Here is a 16771-nt window from a genome sequence, read left to right on the forward strand (position 1 = left end):
ACCTTGGCTATCAAGAATCAAACCGAAAGGAAAAGCTTCTCCTCCATTAAGGTGGTCAAAGACTATCCTGATTTTCTCGATATTCAGTTGCAGTCTTTCAAGGACTTTTTCCAATTGGATACTCCGGCAGAGAAACGCAGGGCAGATGGGTTATTTAAGGTTTTTGCTGAAAATTTCCCCATCAGTGATTCCAGAGAAAATTTTACTCTAGAATTTATTGACTATGCAGTAGATCCTCCAAAATATAGCGTTGAGGAATGCATTGATCGTGGTCTCACCTATTCTGTTCCGTTAAAGGCTAAATTGAGATTGCTTTGTCATGATGAGGATAATGAAGATTTTGAAACTATTGAACAAGAAGTGTTCTTAGGAAATCTTCCTTACATGACCGAAAAGGGCTCTTTTGTGATCAATGGAGCAGAAAGAGTAATCGTTTCTCAATTGCATAGATCTCCTGGTGTATTCTTTGCCCAAAGCAAACATACCAATGGAACTAAGCTTTATTCAGCGAGAATCATTCCTTTTAAAGGTTCTTGGATCGAGTTTGCAACAGACATTAATAATGTGATGTATGCTTACATTGATCGTAAGAAAAAGTTTCCTGTAACCACACTTCTTAGAGCTATTGGTTATGGTTCCGATAAAGACATTCTTGATTTGTTCGGTTTGTCTGAAGAAGTACCTGCTACTAAATCTGCACTTAAAAAAGCAGCTGGAAGAAAGTTGGCGGCGAGAGTTCTTAGAAGCTGGGTAGAAGATTTCGTGGATGAAGATACCGGTGAGGTAGTTTCTATTGACAGAAATGAAGTATTGCTTGAGCGTGATACGGTATTGACAGATGAAGACATAGAAATGATTTTGGATTCCGGTTCAAAGTCCATCATTCTCCATAGAGAAGATGTGAACGTGGCGGATTTCTCAATCATCTACAATACACTACAAAAAGATAATTCTAACTCAGAGAAGGAAGCGGTTGAGGTAATCTATCGCCAGCTTCGTAATACCGAAGCTCCTGATGAGGCTACTGCTCGCGAGGTAATCCAAAGCTTGTTCTTCTCTGACAAGCGTTATGATCTCGGTGAGGTTGGAAGATATAGAATTAATAAAAAATTAGGTCTCGAAATAGAACCTGATAAGATTGTATTGACGAAGGAAGACATTATTTCCATCGTTAAATATTTGATTGGATTGATCAATTCTAAGGCGGTAGTCGATGATATTGATCACCTTTCCAATAGAAGAGTTAGAACAGTTGGAGAACAATTATACAGCCAGTTTGGTGTTGGCCTTGCTCGAATGGCTCGTACTATCAGGGAGCGTATGAACGTTCGTGATAATGAAGATTTCAAACCGGTTGATTTGATCAATGCAAGAACCCTTTCTTCTGTTATCAATTCCTTCTTTGGAACTAACCAGCTTTCTCAGTTTATGGATCAAACCAATCCACTTGCTGAGTTAACCCACAAGCGTAGACTTTCTGCATTGGGTCCAGGTGGTCTTTCCCGAGAAAGAGCAGGTTTCGAAGTTCGAGACGTTCACTACACACACTATGGACGACTTTGTACGATTGAAACTCCAGAAGGTCCTAACATTGGTTTGATTTCTTCACTTTGCGTTCACGCTAAAGTCAATTCTATGGGTTTCCTAGAAACTCCTTACAGAAAGGTGGAAAATGGGAAGGTTGCCATGAATGCTGAGGATATTGTTTTCTTGACTGCAGAGGAAGAAGATAATAACAACATTGCTCAGGCTAATGCGAGATTAGAGGCTGACGGTACATTCGTAAATGAGAAAGTAAAAGCGAGATTTGAAGGCGATTTCCCAGTCCTAGATCCTAGTGAGATCTCATACATGGATGTTGCTCCTAATCAAATTGTATCTGTTGCAGCTTCTTTGATTCCTTTCTTGGAGCACGATGATGCAAACAGAGCATTGATGGGATCAAACATGCAGCGTCAGGCAGTGCCACTTTTGAAGCCAGAAGCACCTATTGTTGGTACGGGGCTTGAAGCCAAAGCTGCAATTGATTCTAGAGCTTTGATTATAGCTGAAGCTGATGGTGTAGTAGATTATGTAGATGCGAAAAAAATCAGAGTTAAGTATGATTTAACCTCAGATGAATTGCTTGTCAATTTCTCAGACGAGTATAGATCATATGATTTGATCAAGTTTAGAAGAACTAACCAAGATACCACCATTAACCTTACTCCTTTGGTACTAAAAGGTGAGAAGGTTAAAAAAGGCCAAGTGCTGGTAGAAGGTTATTCTACAAATAAAGGAGAGCTTGCTCTAGGTAAAAATCTTAAAGTGGCATACATGCCATGGCAAGGTTACAACTTCGAAGATGCGATTGTAATATCAGAGCGAGTAGTTCGTGAAGATATCTTCACTTCTATTCACGTTGAAGAATTCCAATTAGAGGTTCGTGATACCAAACGTGGAGAAGAAGAACTGACATCAGAAATTCCAAACGTTTCTGAAGAAGCTGTGAAGCATCTTGATGAGAATGGTATCATCCGTGTTGGTGCCGAAGTGAAAGAAGGTGATATTATCATTGGTAAAATCACTCCTAAAGGAGAAACTGATCCAACTCCAGAAGAAAAGCTCCTTAGAGCAATTTTTGGCGATAAAGCCGGAGACGTTAAGGATGCATCTTTGAAGGCTTCACCATCATTGAACGGTGTGGTTATTGAAACCAAGCTTTTCTCTAGACCTAAGAAAGACAAAGACAACAGAGCTAAATCTAAGGCTGAAGTTGAAAAACTGAAGGCGAAATATTCCAAGGACTTACTTGGTATCCGTGCCCGAATGATCAGCAAGCTTGTGACGTTGCTTGATGGTAAAACTTCTCAGGGAGTTAAGCACAAGTTTGGCGATGAGATCATTAGCAAGGGTGTTAAGTTCAATTTGAAGAATATTGAAAATAACCTTTTCCCTGCTAAGAATCCTTACAGAGACGAGTCTAACTACAACGTACCTGAAGAGGCAAACTTGATTTCGGACATCATTTTGGATGACTGGACTGAAGACGCACATACCAATGGTCTGATTGTGAAATTGGTTAAGAATTATACCAATTCAAGAAATGAGATCTCCGGTAGATTCAAGCGTGATCGATTTACTCTCGAAGTTGGTGATGAATTGCCAGCAGGTATAGTTCAACTTGCTAAGGTTTACATCGCCAAAAAGCGTAAGCTCAAGGTAGGTGATAAAATGGCGGGTCGTCACGGTAACAAAGGTATTGTTGCGCGAATTGTAAGAGACGAGGACATGCCTTTCTTGGAAGATGGAACTCCAATGGATATTGTTCTTAACCCACTAGGTGTACCTTCTCGAATGAACATTGGACAGATTTTCGAAACTGTCCTTGCTTGGGCCGGTCAAAAATTGGGTAAAAAGTATGCTACTCCTATTTTCGATGGGGCTTCTTTGGAAGAGGTATCTGCAGAACTGGAAGCAGCTGGAGTACCTGCATATGGAAGAACATACCTCTATGATGGCTTGAGTGGAAACAGATTTGATCAGCCAGTTACAGTGGGTGTGGCTTACATGTTGAAGCTAGGTCACTTGGTGGATGATAAGATGCACGCCCGTTCTATCGGTCCATACTCTCTTATTACTCAGCAGCCGCTTGGTGGTAAAGCTCAATTTGGAGGTCAAAGATTCGGAGAAATGGAAGTTTGGGCACTGGAAGCATTCGGTGCATCTCATGTCCTTCAGGAAATCTTGACAGTGAAGTCTGATGACGTAATCGGTAGAGCGAAAGCTTATGAAGCGATCGTGAAAGGTGAAAACCTTCCTAAGCCAAATATCCCTGAATCATTCAATGTATTGGTTCATGAATTGAGAGGCTTGGCTCTTGAAATTACCCTTGATTAATTTGGCTCAAAGGGCGGGTAACCGCCCTGAACATATCTCAAAAAATTATGTCGTTTAGAAAAAATAAAAAACTCAACAACGATTTCTCCCGAGTTACCATCAGCTTGGCCTCTCCGGAATCTATTCTGGATAGCTCAAATGGTGAAGTAACCCAGCCAGAGACTATCAACTATAGAACTTATAAGCCTGAAATGGGTGGTCTGTTCTGTGAGCGAATCTTCGGTCCGGTGAAGGATTGGGAATGTCATTGTGGTAAATACAAGCGAATCAGATATAAAGGCATCATCTGCGACCGTTGCGGTGTGGAAGTGACTGAGAAGAAAGTACGTCGTGAGCGTATGGGCCACATCGAATTGGTGGTGCCTGTAGCACACATCTGGTACTTCAAATCTCTTCCTAACAAAATTGGTTACCTCCTAGGTCTACCAACTAAGAAGCTGGATCAGATTGTATATTATGAGCGTTACGTGGTAGTTCAGGCTGGCATCAAAGCTGAGGAAGGGGTTCAATACCTTGACTTCTTGACTGAAGATGAATATCTGGACATCATGGACAAGCTTCCAAAGGAAAATCATATGCTTGATGATGACGATCCAAACAAATTCATCGCCAAAATGGGCGCTGAAGCTTTGGAAATGTTGTTGGCAAGATTGGATTTGGATGATCTTTCCTACTCTCTACGTCACCAGGCAGCTACCGATACTTCTCAGCAGCGTAAGGCAGAAGCCTTGAAGCGTCTGAAAGTAGTAGAAGCATTCCGTGATGCTAGAACCCGTATCGAAAACCGTCCTGAGTGGATGGTAGTCCGCATGGTTCCTGTTATTCCACCGGAATTGCGTCCATTGGTTCCTTTGGACGGAGGTCGTTTTGCAACTTCCGATTTGAATGATCTTTACAGAAGAGTAATCATCAGAAATAACCGTCTCAAGAGATTGATCGATATCAAGGCTCCTGAGGTGATTTTGAGAAACGAGAAGCGAATGTTGCAGGAAGCTGTGGATTCACTTTTTGATAACTCCAGAAAAGTAAATGCGGTAAGATCCGATGGTAACCGTGCTTTGAAGTCCCTTTCTGACATGCTGAAAGGTAAGCAGGGCCGTTTCCGTCAAAACTTGCTCGGTAAGCGTGTGGATTACTCCGGTCGATCTGTAATCGTCGTAGGTCCAGAATTGAAGCTTCACGAGTGTGGCCTTCCTAAAAATATGGCGGCTGAGCTTTTCAAACCATTTATCATCAGAAAACTGATCGAAAGAGGTATTGTAAAGACCGTAAAGTCTGCCAAGAAAATTGTGGATCGAAAAGATCCCGTGGTATGGGATATCTTGGAAAACGTGTTGAAAGGACACCCTGTGCTCCTTAATCGTGCCCCAACTCTTCACAGATTGGGTATCCAGGCCTTCCAGCCTAAATTGATCGAAGGAAAAGCGATTCAGCTTCACCCGTTGGTGTGTACAGCGTTCAACGCTGACTTTGACGGTGACCAAATGGCGGTACACGTACCACTAGGTCATGAAGCAATTTTGGAAGCTTCGACATTAATGCTTTCTGCTCACAATATCCTAAACCCTGCCAATGGAGCTCCAATTACGGTGCCTTCGCAGGACATGGTTTTGGGTCTTTATTATGTGACCAAAGGCAAGAAGTCTACTCCTGAAGAACCAGTAGCTGGTGAAGGAATGACTTTCTACAGCACTGAAGAAGTGATTATTGCACTGAATGAAGGTAAGATTTCTAAGCATGCCAACATCAAGTGTAAAGTCAAAGTAAGAACTTCTGAAGGCGAGATAAAAGAACAAATTATTGAGACAGTTGCTGGTCGATTGATTTTCAATCAGTTTGTTCCTGAGGAAGTTGGTTATGTTAATGAGCTATTGACTAAGAAAAAGCTACAGCAAATCATCGCTGAAGTTGTGAAAGTTTGTGGCATTGCCAGAACAGCTCAGTTCCTTGATGACATCAAGCACCTAGGTTTCCAGATGGCATACCAAGGGGGGCTTTCTATGGGATTGAATGACGTAATCATTCCTGAAGAGAAAGAACCGATGATCGCCAAGGCCAAAGAGGAAGTAGACCAAGTTTGGAATAATTACCTCATGGGTCTGATCACAGACAACGAACGTTACAACCAAGTAATTGATATTTGGACTCGTACCAATTCTCATTTGACTAATAATCTGATGAAGAAGATGGAGGAGGACAAGCAAGGATTTAATGCTATCTATATGATGATGCACTCAGGAGCTAGAGGTTCTAGAGAGCAAATCAGGCAGTTGGGTGGTATGAGAGGTCTAATGGCTAAGCCTCAAAAAAATCTTCAAGGTTCGGTAGGTGAAATCATTGAAAACCCAATCCTTTCCAACTTCAAAGAAGGTTTGGATGTATTGGAATACTTTATTTCTACTCACGGTGCTCGTAAAGGTCTTGCTGATACAGCATTGAAAACAGCCGATGCGGGCTATTTGACTCGTCGACTAGTAGATGTTGCTCAGGATATGATCATTACTGAGGAAGACTGTGGTACATTGAGAGGTCTTGTAGTTCAACCTTTGAAAGACAACGATGAAATCGTTGAACCACTTTCTGAAAGAATCTTGGGCAGAGTTTCCGTTCATGATGTTTACGATCTTGCAACAGATGAATTGATCATTCCCGCAGGAGTTGAAATCACAGATGAAATTGCCAAGCGAGTAGATGAATCCTCAATTGAAGAGGTAGAAATCAGATCAGTATTGACCTGCGAAACAAGAAGAGGCGTTTGCTCTAAATGTTATGGACGAAATCTTGCAACAGGCAAGATGGTTCAGGCAGGTGAGTCTGTTGGGGTTATTGCAGCACAATCCATTGGTGAACCTGGTACTCAGCTTACTTTGAGAACCTTCCACGTAGGTGGTACAGCTTCTAACATGGCTGTAGACGCCAGCATTAATGCTAAGTTTGATGGTGTAGTTGAATTTGATGAAGAACTAAGATACCTAGAAACAACCAACAGAGACGGGGAACCAGTAACTGTGGTAATGGGTAGATCAGGTGAAATCAAGATCAACGAAGCTAAGACAGGCAAAACTCTAGTTTCTAACCACGTTCCTTATGGAGCGATCTTGAATGTCAAGGATGGTCAGAAAATTTCAAAAGGCGAATCACTTTGCACTTGGGATCCATATAACGCTGTTATTCTTTCAGAATTTGACGGTTCTGTAGAGTTTGAAGCGATCGTAGAGGGTATTACTTACAAAGAAGTTGCTGATGATCAGACTGGTTTCCGTGAAAAAGTTATCATTGAAACAAAAGATAGAACCAAGAACCCTGCGATTGTAATCAATCATGGAGAAGATTCTAAAGGTTACAACATTCCGGTAGGAGCACACTTAGCAGTTGAAGCTGGTGAGAAAGTGAAAGCTGGACAGATTTTGGTTAAAATCCCAAGATCTGTGGGTAAGACGCGAGATATCACAGGTGGTCTTCCTCGAGTTACAGAATTGTTCGAAGCTCGAAATCCATCCAATCCTGCAGTCGTTTCTGAAATTGACGGTGTGGTTACTTATGGTGGTATCAAGAGAGGTAACCGTGAGATCATCATCGAATCAAAAGACGGTGTGATCAAGAAATACATGGTTTCTTTGTCCAAGCACATTCTTGTTCAAGAAAATGACTTTATCCGTGCAGGTGAACCCTTGTCAGATGGTGCTATTACGCCAAGCGATATTCTGGCGATCAAAGGACCAACAGCTGTTCAAGAATATCTTGTAAATGAAATTCAGGAAGTTTACCGACTTCAGGGTGTGAAAATCAACGATAAGCACATCGAGGTAATAGTATCTCAGATGATGCAAAAAGTTGAAATCCTCGATGCGGGTGATACTAATTTCTTGCAAGGTCAAGTTGTTGACAAGTGGGCTTTCCGTGAGGAAAACGATAACATTCTTGATAAGAAAGTAGTGATGGATGCCGGAGATTCTTCTACCCTCAAGCCAGGCATGATCATTTCTTCAAGAAGATTAAGAGATGAAAATTCCAGCTTGAAGCGAAAAGATTTGAAACTTGTACAAGTAAGAGATGCAGAGACCGCCGTTTCCGCTCCTACTCTTCAAGGTATCACGGCGGCTTCTTTGGGTACTGAAAGCTTTATTTCTGCCGCGTCTTTCCAAGAGACAACAAAAGTTCTTTCAGAGGCAGCGATCAGAGGTAAGAGAGACGAGCTTTTGGGATTGAAGGAAAACGTAATTGTAGGCCACTTGATTCCAGCAGGTACTGGACAGAGAAGATTCCAAAATATGATCGTTGGATCTAAGGAGGAGTACGAAAAGCTCTCTGAAAATATGGAAAGAACAACTTCCAAAAGATCAAGTGAAGCTATTCTATAAATCAATTTCATAATAAAATGAAAGGCCTGTATGTCATGTACAGGCCTTTTTTTAATCCGAATATTCCATGGAAGATCAAAATAGAAACGATCAGCAAATTAATGTTGAGCTTTCAGAAGAAATCGCTGAAGGTGTTTATTCCAATCTTGCGATGATTGCTCACTCCAACTCTGAGTTTGTAATTGATTTCATCAGACTTATGCCAGGTGTACCAAAAGCAAAAGTTAAATCAAGAATCATTGTTACTCCTGATCATGCAAAAAGATTGCTTTCCGCCCTCAAGGATAATATTGAAAAATATGAAGCTGCATTTGGCAAAATCAACCAAGGAGGAGGTGCTCCGACATTCCCTATTTCGTTTGGAACTCCAGGTGAGGCCTGACAAAAATATAACTGCTTAATTTTGTTACTCTTATTACTTTCTATACCTTTGCAGTCCAAAATTTAACAGTTTACAGGAAAACTAAATTTTATCAGTTAATGCCTACTATTCAACAGCTAGTAAGAAAAGGTAGAAATACACTGGAAATCAAATCAAAATCTCGTGCATTGGACGCATGTCCTCAGCGTAGAGGTGTTTGTACCAGAGTATATACTACGACCCCTAAAAAGCCTAACTCTGCGATGAGAAAGGTGGCAAGGGTAAGATTGACTAATGGAAAAGAAGTGAATGCTTACATTCCAGGTGAAGGTCACAATCTTCAGGAGCACTCTATCGTATTGATCAGAGGTGGTCGTGTAAAGGATCTTCCAGGTGTAAGATACCACATCATCCGAGGTGCATTGGATACTGCAGGAGTAAAAGACCGTAAGCAAGGTCGCTCCAAGTACGGTGCTAAAAGACCTAAAGCTGGCAAGGGTGCACCTGCTGCAGCTCCAGGCAAGAAGAAATAACAAAATACTTTAAGAAGAAATGAGAAAAGCGAAACCAAAGAAGAGATATATTCTTCCTGACCCAAAGTTCAATGATACTTTGGTAACCAAGTTTGTAAACTGTCTGATGATCGACGGGAAGAAGAGTATTGCTTACAACATTTTCTACGATGCAGTGGCAAAGGTAGAATCCAAAGTAGGTGAGAATGGTCTTGAGGTTTGGAAAAAAGCGCTTAACAATATTGCTCCATCCGTAGAGGTGAAGAGTCGTAGAGTTGGTGGTGCTACATTCCAGGTTCCTATGGAAGTAAGACCTGAAAGAAAGATGTCCCTTGGAATTAAGTGGATGATCACCTATGCTCGTAAGAGAGGTGAGAAGACCATGATGGACAGACTTGCTGGTGAAATCATCGCAGCTGCAAAAGGCGAAGGTGCCGCAGTGAAGAAAAAAGATGATACGCACAGAATGGCAGAAGCTAACAAAGCGTTCTCACACTTTAGATTTTAATTAGGATGGCAAGAGATTTAAAATTTACCAGAAATATTGGTATTGCGGCTCACATTGATGCGGGTAAAACTACCACTACCGAGCGTATCCTATTCTACTCTGGAAAGTCCCATAAAATTGGAGAAGTACACGAAGGTGCCGCTACAATGGACTGGATGGCTCAAGAGCAAGAAAGAGGTATTACAATTACTTCAGCAGCCACTACCGTTTTCTGGAATTACAGAAGCAATCAATATCAAATTAACATCATTGATACTCCTGGGCACGTTGACTTCACTGTAGAAGTAAACAGATCCTTGAGAATTCTTGATGGTCTTGTTTTCCTGTTCAGTGCTGTGGATGGTGTTGAACCACAGTCTGAGACCAACTGGCGATTAGCTGATAATTATAAAGTTGCCCGTATCGGTTTTGTTAACAAAATGGACCGTGCTGGTGCAAACTTTTTGGCAGTATGCAAGCAAGTAAAAGAAATGCTCGGTTCGTATGCAGTTCCTTTGCAGCTTCCAATCGGTGCTGAAGATAAATTTCGTGGTGTAGTTGACTTGATCAACAACCGCGCAATGATCTGGAATGAGCACGATATGGGTATGACCTATGAAGTAGTTCCTATTCCAGAAGATATGGAAGAGGAAGTAGCTCAATACAGAGAGCACCTTCTGGAGGCAGTTGCTGAATACGATGAATCATTGATGGAGAAATTCTTTGATGATCCAAATTCAATCACTGAGGCTGAGATTTTGAAGGCATTAAGAGCAGCTACAATTGACATGAAAATTGTTCCAATGGTATGCGGTTCTTCTTTCAAAAACAAGGGTGTTCAAACCATGCTAGACTTGGTAATGGAATTGCTTCCTTCACCACTAGATAAAGATGATATTATTGGTCACTCTTTGGATAATGAGGATGAAGAGGTTAGAATCTCTCCAAGTGAAGCTGAGCCTTTTACCGGTCTTGCATTTAAAATTGCTACAGATCCTTTTGTTGGTCGTCTCTGCTTCGTAAGAGCTTACTCTGGCGTTTTGGAGTCTGGTTCTTACGTATTCAATAGCCGTTCTGGAAATAAGGAGCGTATTTCTAGAGTATTCCAAATGCACGCTAACAAGCAAAACCAAATTGAAAGATTGGTTGCAGGCGATATTGGTGCTGTAGTAGGATTCAAAGACATCAAAACAGGTGATACACTTTGTGATGAGAAACGCAAGGTGGTTTTAGAATCCATGGTTTTCCCAGAGCCAGTTATTGGCTATGCTATTGAGCCAAAAACACAGGCTGACGTTGATAAGTTAGGTATGGCAATCGCCAAGTTGGTTGAAGAAGATCCGACACTTCAAGTGAACACTGATCACGAAACTGGTCAGACGATTCTGAGAGGTATGGGAGAACTCCACTTGGAAATTATCATCGACCGCTTGAAGAGAGAATTCAAGGTTGAAATTAACCAAGGTGCTCCTCAGGTGGCTTACAAAGAAGCTTTGTTTGGTTCAGTAGAACATAAAGAAGTTTACAAGAAGCAGACTGGTGGTAAAGGTAAATTTGCTGATATCGTATTCGAATTGGGTCCAAAGGATCCAGATCCCGAGACTGGCGAAATAAAACCAGGGCTTGACTTCGTAAATGGTATCGTGGGTGGTGTTATTCCAAAAGAATTTATCCAACCTGTTCAGAAAGGTTTCCAAGAGGCAATGAAAAATGGTCCTTTGGCCGGCTATCCAATCGAAGCCATGAAAGTTAGATTGTTCCATGGTTCTTACCATGATGTTGACTCTGACGCTCTTTCTTTCGAATTGGCAGCTAGAATTGGTTTCAAAGAGGCAGCTAAAAAGTGTAAACCTCAATTGCTTGAGCCTATTATGGCTGTAGACGTGGTAACTCCAGATGAATATACTGGTCCTATTACAGGTGACTTGAATAGAAGACGAGGATTGATGAAAGGAATGGATACAAAAGGTACTTCCACAGTTGTGAAAGCTTCTGTTCCATTGTCAGAACTGTTTGGCTATGTAACTGATTTGAGAACCATCACTTCAGGTCGTGCAACAGCTTCGTTGACATTCTCTCATTATGAGCCAGTTCCAAGTAACATTGCTGAAGCAGTGATCGCGAAAGTAAAAGGTGACAAAGCCTAATTGAAAAGAACATGAACCAGAAAATCAGAATAAAATTGAAATCATACGATCACAGCCTGGTGGATAAGTCATCAGAGAAGATCGTGAAGGCGGTAAAAGCGACTGGCGCTGTGGTAGTTGGTCCTATTCCGTTGCCAACAAAGAAGGAAAAGTTTACGGTGTTGAAATCCCCACACGTAAACAAGAAGGCAAGAGATCAGTACCAGCTTTGCACTTACAAAAGATTGGTTGATATCTACTCTAATTCTTCTAAAACTGTGGATGCCTTGATGAAAATTGAGCTTCCAAGTGGAGTGGATGTTGAGATCAAAGTCTGACCGGACCATAAATCTTAATGAAAGAAGACCTGCATGGATTGCAGGTCTTTTTCATTTACAGGGTAATTAGGATTTGGCCAGTTTCATACTGGATGCTTTCTCAAATACTTTTTTCCTAATTGTTTGAAAATATTAGAGTTGGGATTTGCTGCCAAATATTATTTCAGTAACTTTGCAGTCCTTAAAAAGGGCCCAAGTGTATAAACTCTTGTGGATTATCAAATTATCTTATTTAAGATGTCTGGTATTATAGGTAAAAAAGTAGGTATGACTAGTATCTTCAGTGCCGATGGACGTAACGTCGCATGCACGCTAATAGAAGCTGGTCCTTGCGTAGTGACGCAAGTAAAAAACGTTGAAACAGACGGGTACAATGCAGTGCAGTTGGCATTCGGTGAGCGAAAGGAGAAAAACACTCCCAAGCCATTGATCGGTCATTTTAAGAAGGCCGGCACCACGCCAAAGCAGAAAGTTGTTGAGTTCCGTGACTTCAGGGTCGAATTTGATGGCCAAGTGGAGCTCGGAAAAACAGTAAGTGCTGGAGAAGTTTTCGTAGAAGGTGACTTCGTAGATGCTATCGGTACTTCAAAAGGTAAAGGCTTCCAAGGTGTTGTGAAGCGTCATGGTTTTGGTGGTGTGGGTGGACAAACTCACGGTCAGCACAACAGACAGAGACACCCAGGTTCCATTGGTGCTTGTTCTTGGCCATCCAGAGTATTCAAAGGCATGAGAATGGCCGGTAGAACTGGTGGTGACAGAGTAAAAGTGATCAACCTAAAAGTGTTGAGAGTTTATCCTGAGCAAAACCTTCTTTTGGTTTCTGGTTCAGTACCTGGTCCTAAAAATTCTTTTGTAATTCTTGAGAAATAAGCCATGGAATTAGCAGTAATCAATCATAAAGGACAAGAAACAGGTAGAAAAGTGACTCTTTCTGACGACATCTTCGCGATCGAGCCGAACGATAACGCAATCTACTTGGATGTAAAGCAGTACCTGGCTAATCAAAGACAGGGAACTCACAAATCAAAAGAAAGAAACGAAGTAGCAGGTTCTACTAAAAAGATCAAAAAGCAAAAAGGTACCGGCGGTGCCCGTGCAGGATCTTTGAAGGCTCCTAACTTCCGTGGAGGAGGTAGAGTGTTTGGCCCTAAGCCAAGAGACTATTCCTTCAAGTTGAATAAGAAAGTAAAGCAGCTTGCTCGTAAATCTGCTCTTTCATATAAAGCAAAAGAAAACAGCTTATTGGTATTGGAAGATGTGTCTTTCGACGCTCCAAAAACCAAAAACTACATCGCATTGCTGAATGGCCTTTCTTTAGCTGATAAGAAAACCTTGTTGGTACTTTCCGAAGAAAACAAGAACGTATTCTTATCAAGCAGAAATTTGCCAAAGGCAAAAGTAGTTACTGTAAATGATGTGAATACTTACCAACTCCTCAATGCTGACCATTTGGTACTGTGCGAAGGATCTGTAAGTAAGTTAGAAACCATTTTATCGAAATAAGACAATGGATATTCTGAAGCAGCCTTTGATCACAGAAAAGATCTCTGCACTTAATGAAAAGGGAGTTTACGGCTTTATTGTCGAAAAGACTGCCGATAAGGAGCAGATCAAATCCACTGTGGAGAAAAAATATGGTGTAAAAGTAGTGTCAGTTCGTACCATGAGATATGCTGCGAAACAAAAGACCCGATACACCAAGAATAAAATAGTATCAGGCTTTACCAATGCTTATAAAAAAGCAATCGTACAAGTAGCTGATGGTGAAGTAATTGATTTTTACGGAGAAATTTAATTGAATCAATATCATGGCAATTAAAAAGTTAAAGCCTGTAACTCCGGGAACACGATTCAGAGTAGCTCCTGCATTTGACGAGATTACCAAGTCAAAGCCAGAAAAGTCACTCCTCGCTCCTGCGAAGAAATCAGGCGGTAGAAATAATGAAGGCAAAATGACTGCTCGCTATATCGGCGGTGGTCATAAGAGAAGACTCAGAATTGTAGACTTCCAAAGAAACAAGTTTGGTGTACCAGCTACCGTAAAGGCTATCGAGTACGATCCAAACAGAACAGCCCGTCTTGCCCTACTTTACTATGCAGATGGTGCTAAGGCCTACATTATCGCTCCGGAAGGTTTGCAAGTAGGACAAACAGTGATTTCCGGTGAGCAAGTTGCTCCAGAAGTGGGCAACGCCATGCCTATGGCTAATATCCCAATGGGTACGATTGTACACAATGTGGAATTGAAGCCAGGTAAAGGTGGTGCATTGGCTAGAAGTGCGGGTGGATATGCCCAGATCGTAGCTAGAGATTCTAGATATGTGACGGTTAAACTTCCTTCTGGTGAAATGAGACTTATCCTTGGGGCATGTATGGCTACAGTAGGTACTGTATCTAATGCAGACCATATGAACGTTGTCCTGGGTAAAGCTGGTCGTAAGAGATGGCTTGGTATCAGACCTCGTACACGAGGTGTAGCGATGAACCCAGTAGATCACCCAATGGGTGGTGGTGAAGGTCGTTCTTCAGGTGGTCATCCAAGATCACGTAAAGGTCTTCTTGCTAAAGGTAAGAAAACCAGAACACCTAAGAAGTATTCAAACAAATTCATCATCAGCAAAAGATCTAAGTAATTATGGCACGTTCATTAAAAAAAGGTCCTTATATCGAACACCACCTGGTGAAGAAAGTAGATGCCATGAACGAGTCAGGCAAGAAATCTGTCATCAAGACTTGGTCAAGAAGATCCATGATATCTCCGGATTTCGTGGGACATACCTTCGCAGTGCATAACGGAAACAAGTTTATTCCAGTATTTGTAACTGACAACATGGTAGGTCACAAATTGGGTGAATTTGCACCAACCAGAAACTTCCGTGGCCACATTGCTAAAAAAGACAAAGGAAAGAGATAATCATGGAAGCAATAGCAAGATTACGTAACGTTCCTACTTCCCCTCGCAAAATGCGTTTGGTGGCTGACCTCGTGAGAGGTAAGAGAGTAGGATTGGCCCTTAGCATTTTGAAATTCACTCCAAATCATGGAGCTATCAAATTGGAGAAGCTTCTGCTCTCCGCTGTGGCCAACTGGCAAGCAAAAAATCCGGATGCCAAACTTGAGGACGCCGATCTATTTGTTAAAACCATTATGGTTGATGAAGGTCGTTCACTCAAGAGACTTAGACCTGCTCCACAAGGAAGAGGTCATAGAATCCGCAAAAGATCCAATCATGTAACTCTCGTAATTGATGCATTCAATTCCGGTGATGTTACCGCTGAGGTAGTAGAATCAAACGAAAAGGCAAATTAAGAAAAGACTATGGGACAAAAGATTAACCCAATAGGATTTAGACTTGGTGTAATCAAAGGCTGGGATTCCAACTGGTATGGTGGAAAAGACTTTGCCGAAAAGTTATACGAAGATCAACAAATCCGTAAGTACGTCCTTGCCAGAATACCAAAAGGCGGTATTGCCAAAGTGATTATTGAGCGTACGCTTAAAAGAATCACACTGACAATCCATACAGCCAGACCAGGTGTTGTTATTGGTAAAGGTGGAGCCGAAGTAGACAAGCTTAAAGAAGAACTTAAGAAGATCACCAACAAGGATATTCAGATTAATATCTTTGAAATTAAGCGTCCTGAATTGGATGCTAAATTGGTCGGTGAATCTATCGCACAGCAGCTTCAAGCTAGAATTTCCTTCCGTCGTGCCATGAAGCAGGCGATTGCTGCAACCATGAGAGTGGGTGCTGAAGGAATTAAAGTTAAACTTTCTGGTCGTCTAGGTGGAGCCGAAATGGCCCGTTCTGAAATGTACAAAGAGGGACGTATTCCTCTTCATACCCTTAGAGCCGATATCGATTATGCGATCTCTGAAGCACTTACTGTGTACGGAATCATCGGTATCAAAGTATGGATCTTCAAGGGTGAAGTTTATGGAAAGAGAGACCTTTCTCCGAACCAAGGAGCAGCTAATGAGCCGAAAGGTCAGCGTCCTGCAGCCCCTAAAGGCAGAGAAAAAGACGGTCCAAGACGCAGAAAAAGAAATAACTAATTTTCACCTTTCTAAGTGAGAAATCATGTTACAGCCGAAAAGAACTAAATATAGGAAGATGCACAAGGGCCGTGTCAAAGGTCTTGCTACAAGAGGCGCCGAGCTCTCTTTTGGTAACTTTGGCATCAAATCCCTTGAGCCAGGATGGATTACTTCTCGCCAGATCGAGGCAGCTCGTATTGCCATGACAAGAGCGATGAAGAGAGAAGGACAGGTTTGGATCAGAATTTTCCCTGACAAGCCGATCACTAAAAAGCCCGCAGAGGTACGTATGGGTAAAGGTAAAGGAGCTCCAGAATATTGGGTGGCTGTTATCAAACCAGGTACTATCCTTTTCGAAGCTACAGGCGTGAGCCTGGAGACCGCTCAAGAGGCGTTGAGACTTGCGCAGCAGAAGCTACCCGTAAGTACAAGATTTGTTGTAAGAAGAGACTACGCTGAATAATCAGGAACTATGAAAAACACTGAAATCAGATCACTTTCTGCAAGTGAAATCGCCGAGCGCCTTGTCGCTGAGCAGGAGAATCTAGGCAAATTGACATTTGCTCATTCGATTTCTCCAATTGAGAATCCTAACAGAATCAGAGAGTCGAAGCGTCTTGTCGCAAGATTGAAGACAGCTTTGCACTCCAAATAACTAGCTAACAGAAA

General features: G+C 41.8%; 16 protein-coding genes. All 16 read left to right on the top strand.

Features of this window, described 5'->3' with window-relative positions; genetic code table 11:
• Positions 1–3: 3 nt before the first annotated feature.
• Entirely contained in the window at positions 4–3879 is a 3876-nt protein-coding gene (gene rpoB, locus ACFPIK_RS14805; protein WP_377916634.1) for a DNA-directed RNA polymerase subunit beta, read from the top strand.
• Positions 3880–3926: 47 nt separating this feature from the next.
• A complete protein-coding gene (gene rpoC, locus ACFPIK_RS14810; protein WP_377916636.1) occupies positions 3927–8240 on the top strand; it encodes a DNA-directed RNA polymerase subunit beta' in 4314 nt (1437 codons plus the stop codon).
• Between the two features lie 67 nt (positions 8241–8307).
• A complete protein-coding gene (locus ACFPIK_RS14815) occupies positions 8308–8622 on the top strand; it encodes a DUF3467 domain-containing protein (protein ID WP_377916638.1) in 315 nt (104 codons plus the stop codon).
• Between the two features lie 98 nt (positions 8623–8720).
• Positions 8721–9134, top strand: coding sequence for a 30S ribosomal protein S12 (gene rpsL / locus ACFPIK_RS14820; RefSeq protein WP_026953260.1), 414 nt, complete (start codon positions 8721–8723; stop codon positions 9132–9134).
• Between the two features lie 19 nt (positions 9135–9153).
• The gene (rpsG, locus tag ACFPIK_RS14825; protein ID WP_067544568.1) at positions 9154–9621 is read left to right on the top strand and encodes a 30S ribosomal protein S7; all 468 of its coding nucleotides are present in this window, start codon (positions 9154–9156) and stop codon (positions 9619–9621) included.
• A gap of 5 nt (positions 9622–9626) precedes the next feature.
• Positions 9627–11747 carry an elongation factor G gene (fusA, locus tag ACFPIK_RS14830; RefSeq protein WP_377916641.1) on the top strand — a complete coding sequence of 707 codons (2121 nt, stop codon included), beginning with the start codon at positions 9627–9629 and terminating at the stop codon, positions 11745–11747.
• Positions 11748–11758: 11 nt separating this feature from the next.
• Positions 11759–12064 carry a 30S ribosomal protein S10 gene (rpsJ, locus tag ACFPIK_RS14835; RefSeq protein ID WP_024284766.1) on the top strand — a complete coding sequence of 102 codons (306 nt, stop codon included), beginning with the start codon at positions 11759–11761 and terminating at the stop codon, positions 12062–12064.
• Between the two features lie 237 nt (positions 12065–12301).
• Positions 12302–12934, top strand: a complete 633-nt coding sequence (gene rplC, locus ACFPIK_RS14840; RefSeq protein ID WP_377916643.1) for a 50S ribosomal protein L3 — start codon at positions 12302–12304, stop codon at positions 12932–12934.
• 3 nt (positions 12935–12937) lie between these two features.
• The gene (gene rplD, locus ACFPIK_RS14845) at positions 12938–13567 is read left to right on the top strand and encodes a 50S ribosomal protein L4 (RefSeq protein WP_377916645.1); all 630 of its coding nucleotides are present in this window, start codon (positions 12938–12940) and stop codon (positions 13565–13567) included.
• A 4-nt stretch (positions 13568–13571) separates the two neighbouring features.
• Positions 13572–13859 carry a 50S ribosomal protein L23 gene (gene rplW / locus ACFPIK_RS14850; protein ID WP_377916647.1) on the top strand — a complete coding sequence of 96 codons (288 nt, stop codon included), beginning with the start codon at positions 13572–13574 and terminating at the stop codon, positions 13857–13859.
• A 13-nt stretch (positions 13860–13872) separates the two neighbouring features.
• The gene (gene rplB, locus ACFPIK_RS14855; RefSeq protein WP_187175979.1) at positions 13873–14697 is read left to right on the top strand and encodes a 50S ribosomal protein L2; all 825 of its coding nucleotides are present in this window, start codon (positions 13873–13875) and stop codon (positions 14695–14697) included.
• A gap of 2 nt (positions 14698–14699) precedes the next feature.
• Positions 14700–14978 carry a 30S ribosomal protein S19 gene (gene rpsS / locus ACFPIK_RS14860; RefSeq protein ID WP_010856292.1) on the top strand — a complete coding sequence of 93 codons (279 nt, stop codon included), beginning with the start codon at positions 14700–14702 and terminating at the stop codon, positions 14976–14978.
• 2 nt (positions 14979–14980) lie between these two features.
• Positions 14981–15373 carry a 50S ribosomal protein L22 gene (rplV, locus tag ACFPIK_RS14865; RefSeq protein WP_377916650.1) on the top strand — a complete coding sequence of 131 codons (393 nt, stop codon included), beginning with the start codon at positions 14981–14983 and terminating at the stop codon, positions 15371–15373.
• 9 nt (positions 15374–15382) lie between these two features.
• Positions 15383–16120, top strand: a complete 738-nt coding sequence (gene rpsC / locus ACFPIK_RS14870; protein WP_377916652.1) for a 30S ribosomal protein S3 — start codon at positions 15383–15385, stop codon at positions 16118–16120.
• Positions 16121–16145: 25 nt separating this feature from the next.
• A complete protein-coding gene (gene rplP, locus ACFPIK_RS14875) occupies positions 16146–16565 on the top strand; it encodes a 50S ribosomal protein L16 (protein WP_111392751.1) in 420 nt (139 codons plus the stop codon).
• A gap of 9 nt (positions 16566–16574) precedes the next feature.
• Positions 16575–16757, top strand: coding sequence for a 50S ribosomal protein L29 (gene rpmC, locus ACFPIK_RS14880; RefSeq protein WP_377916654.1), 183 nt, complete (start codon positions 16575–16577; stop codon positions 16755–16757).
• Positions 16758–16771: the final 14 nt, after the last annotated feature.

Source organism: Algoriphagus aquatilis (assembly GCF_042657405.1).
GTDB lineage: Bacteria > Bacteroidota > Bacteroidia > Cytophagales > Cyclobacteriaceae > Algoriphagus > Algoriphagus aquatilis.

Coding starts and splice junctions, on each gene's coding strand:
- rpoC (WP_377916636.1), top strand. CDS start 3,927: ATGTCGTTTAGAAAAAATAAAAAACTCAACAACGATTTCTCCCGAGTT.
- ACFPIK_RS14815 (WP_377916638.1), top strand. CDS start 8,308: ATGGAAGATCAAAATAGAAACGATCAGCAAATTAATGTTGAGCTTTCA.
- rpsL (WP_026953260.1), top strand. CDS start 8,721: ATGCCTACTATTCAACAGCTAGTAAGAAAAGGTAGAAATACACTGGAA.
- rpsG (WP_067544568.1), top strand. CDS start 9,154: ATGAGAAAAGCGAAACCAAAGAAGAGATATATTCTTCCTGACCCAAAG.
- fusA (WP_377916641.1), top strand. CDS start 9,627: ATGGCAAGAGATTTAAAATTTACCAGAAATATTGGTATTGCGGCTCAC.
- rpsJ (WP_024284766.1), top strand. CDS start 11,759: ATGAACCAGAAAATCAGAATAAAATTGAAATCATACGATCACAGCCTG.
- rplC (WP_377916643.1), top strand. CDS start 12,302: ATGTCTGGTATTATAGGTAAAAAAGTAGGTATGACTAGTATCTTCAGT.
- rplD (WP_377916645.1), top strand. CDS start 12,938: ATGGAATTAGCAGTAATCAATCATAAAGGACAAGAAACAGGTAGAAAA.
- rplW (WP_377916647.1), top strand. CDS start 13,572: ATGGATATTCTGAAGCAGCCTTTGATCACAGAAAAGATCTCTGCACTT.
- rplB (WP_187175979.1), top strand. CDS start 13,873: ATGGCAATTAAAAAGTTAAAGCCTGTAACTCCGGGAACACGATTCAGA.
- rpsS (WP_010856292.1), top strand. CDS start 14,700: ATGGCACGTTCATTAAAAAAAGGTCCTTATATCGAACACCACCTGGTG.
- rplV (WP_377916650.1), top strand. CDS start 14,981: ATGGAAGCAATAGCAAGATTACGTAACGTTCCTACTTCCCCTCGCAAA.
- rpsC (WP_377916652.1), top strand. CDS start 15,383: ATGGGACAAAAGATTAACCCAATAGGATTTAGACTTGGTGTAATCAAA.
- rplP (WP_111392751.1), top strand. CDS start 16,146: ATGTTACAGCCGAAAAGAACTAAATATAGGAAGATGCACAAGGGCCGT.
- rpmC (WP_377916654.1), top strand. CDS start 16,575: ATGAAAAACACTGAAATCAGATCACTTTCTGCAAGTGAAATCGCCGAG.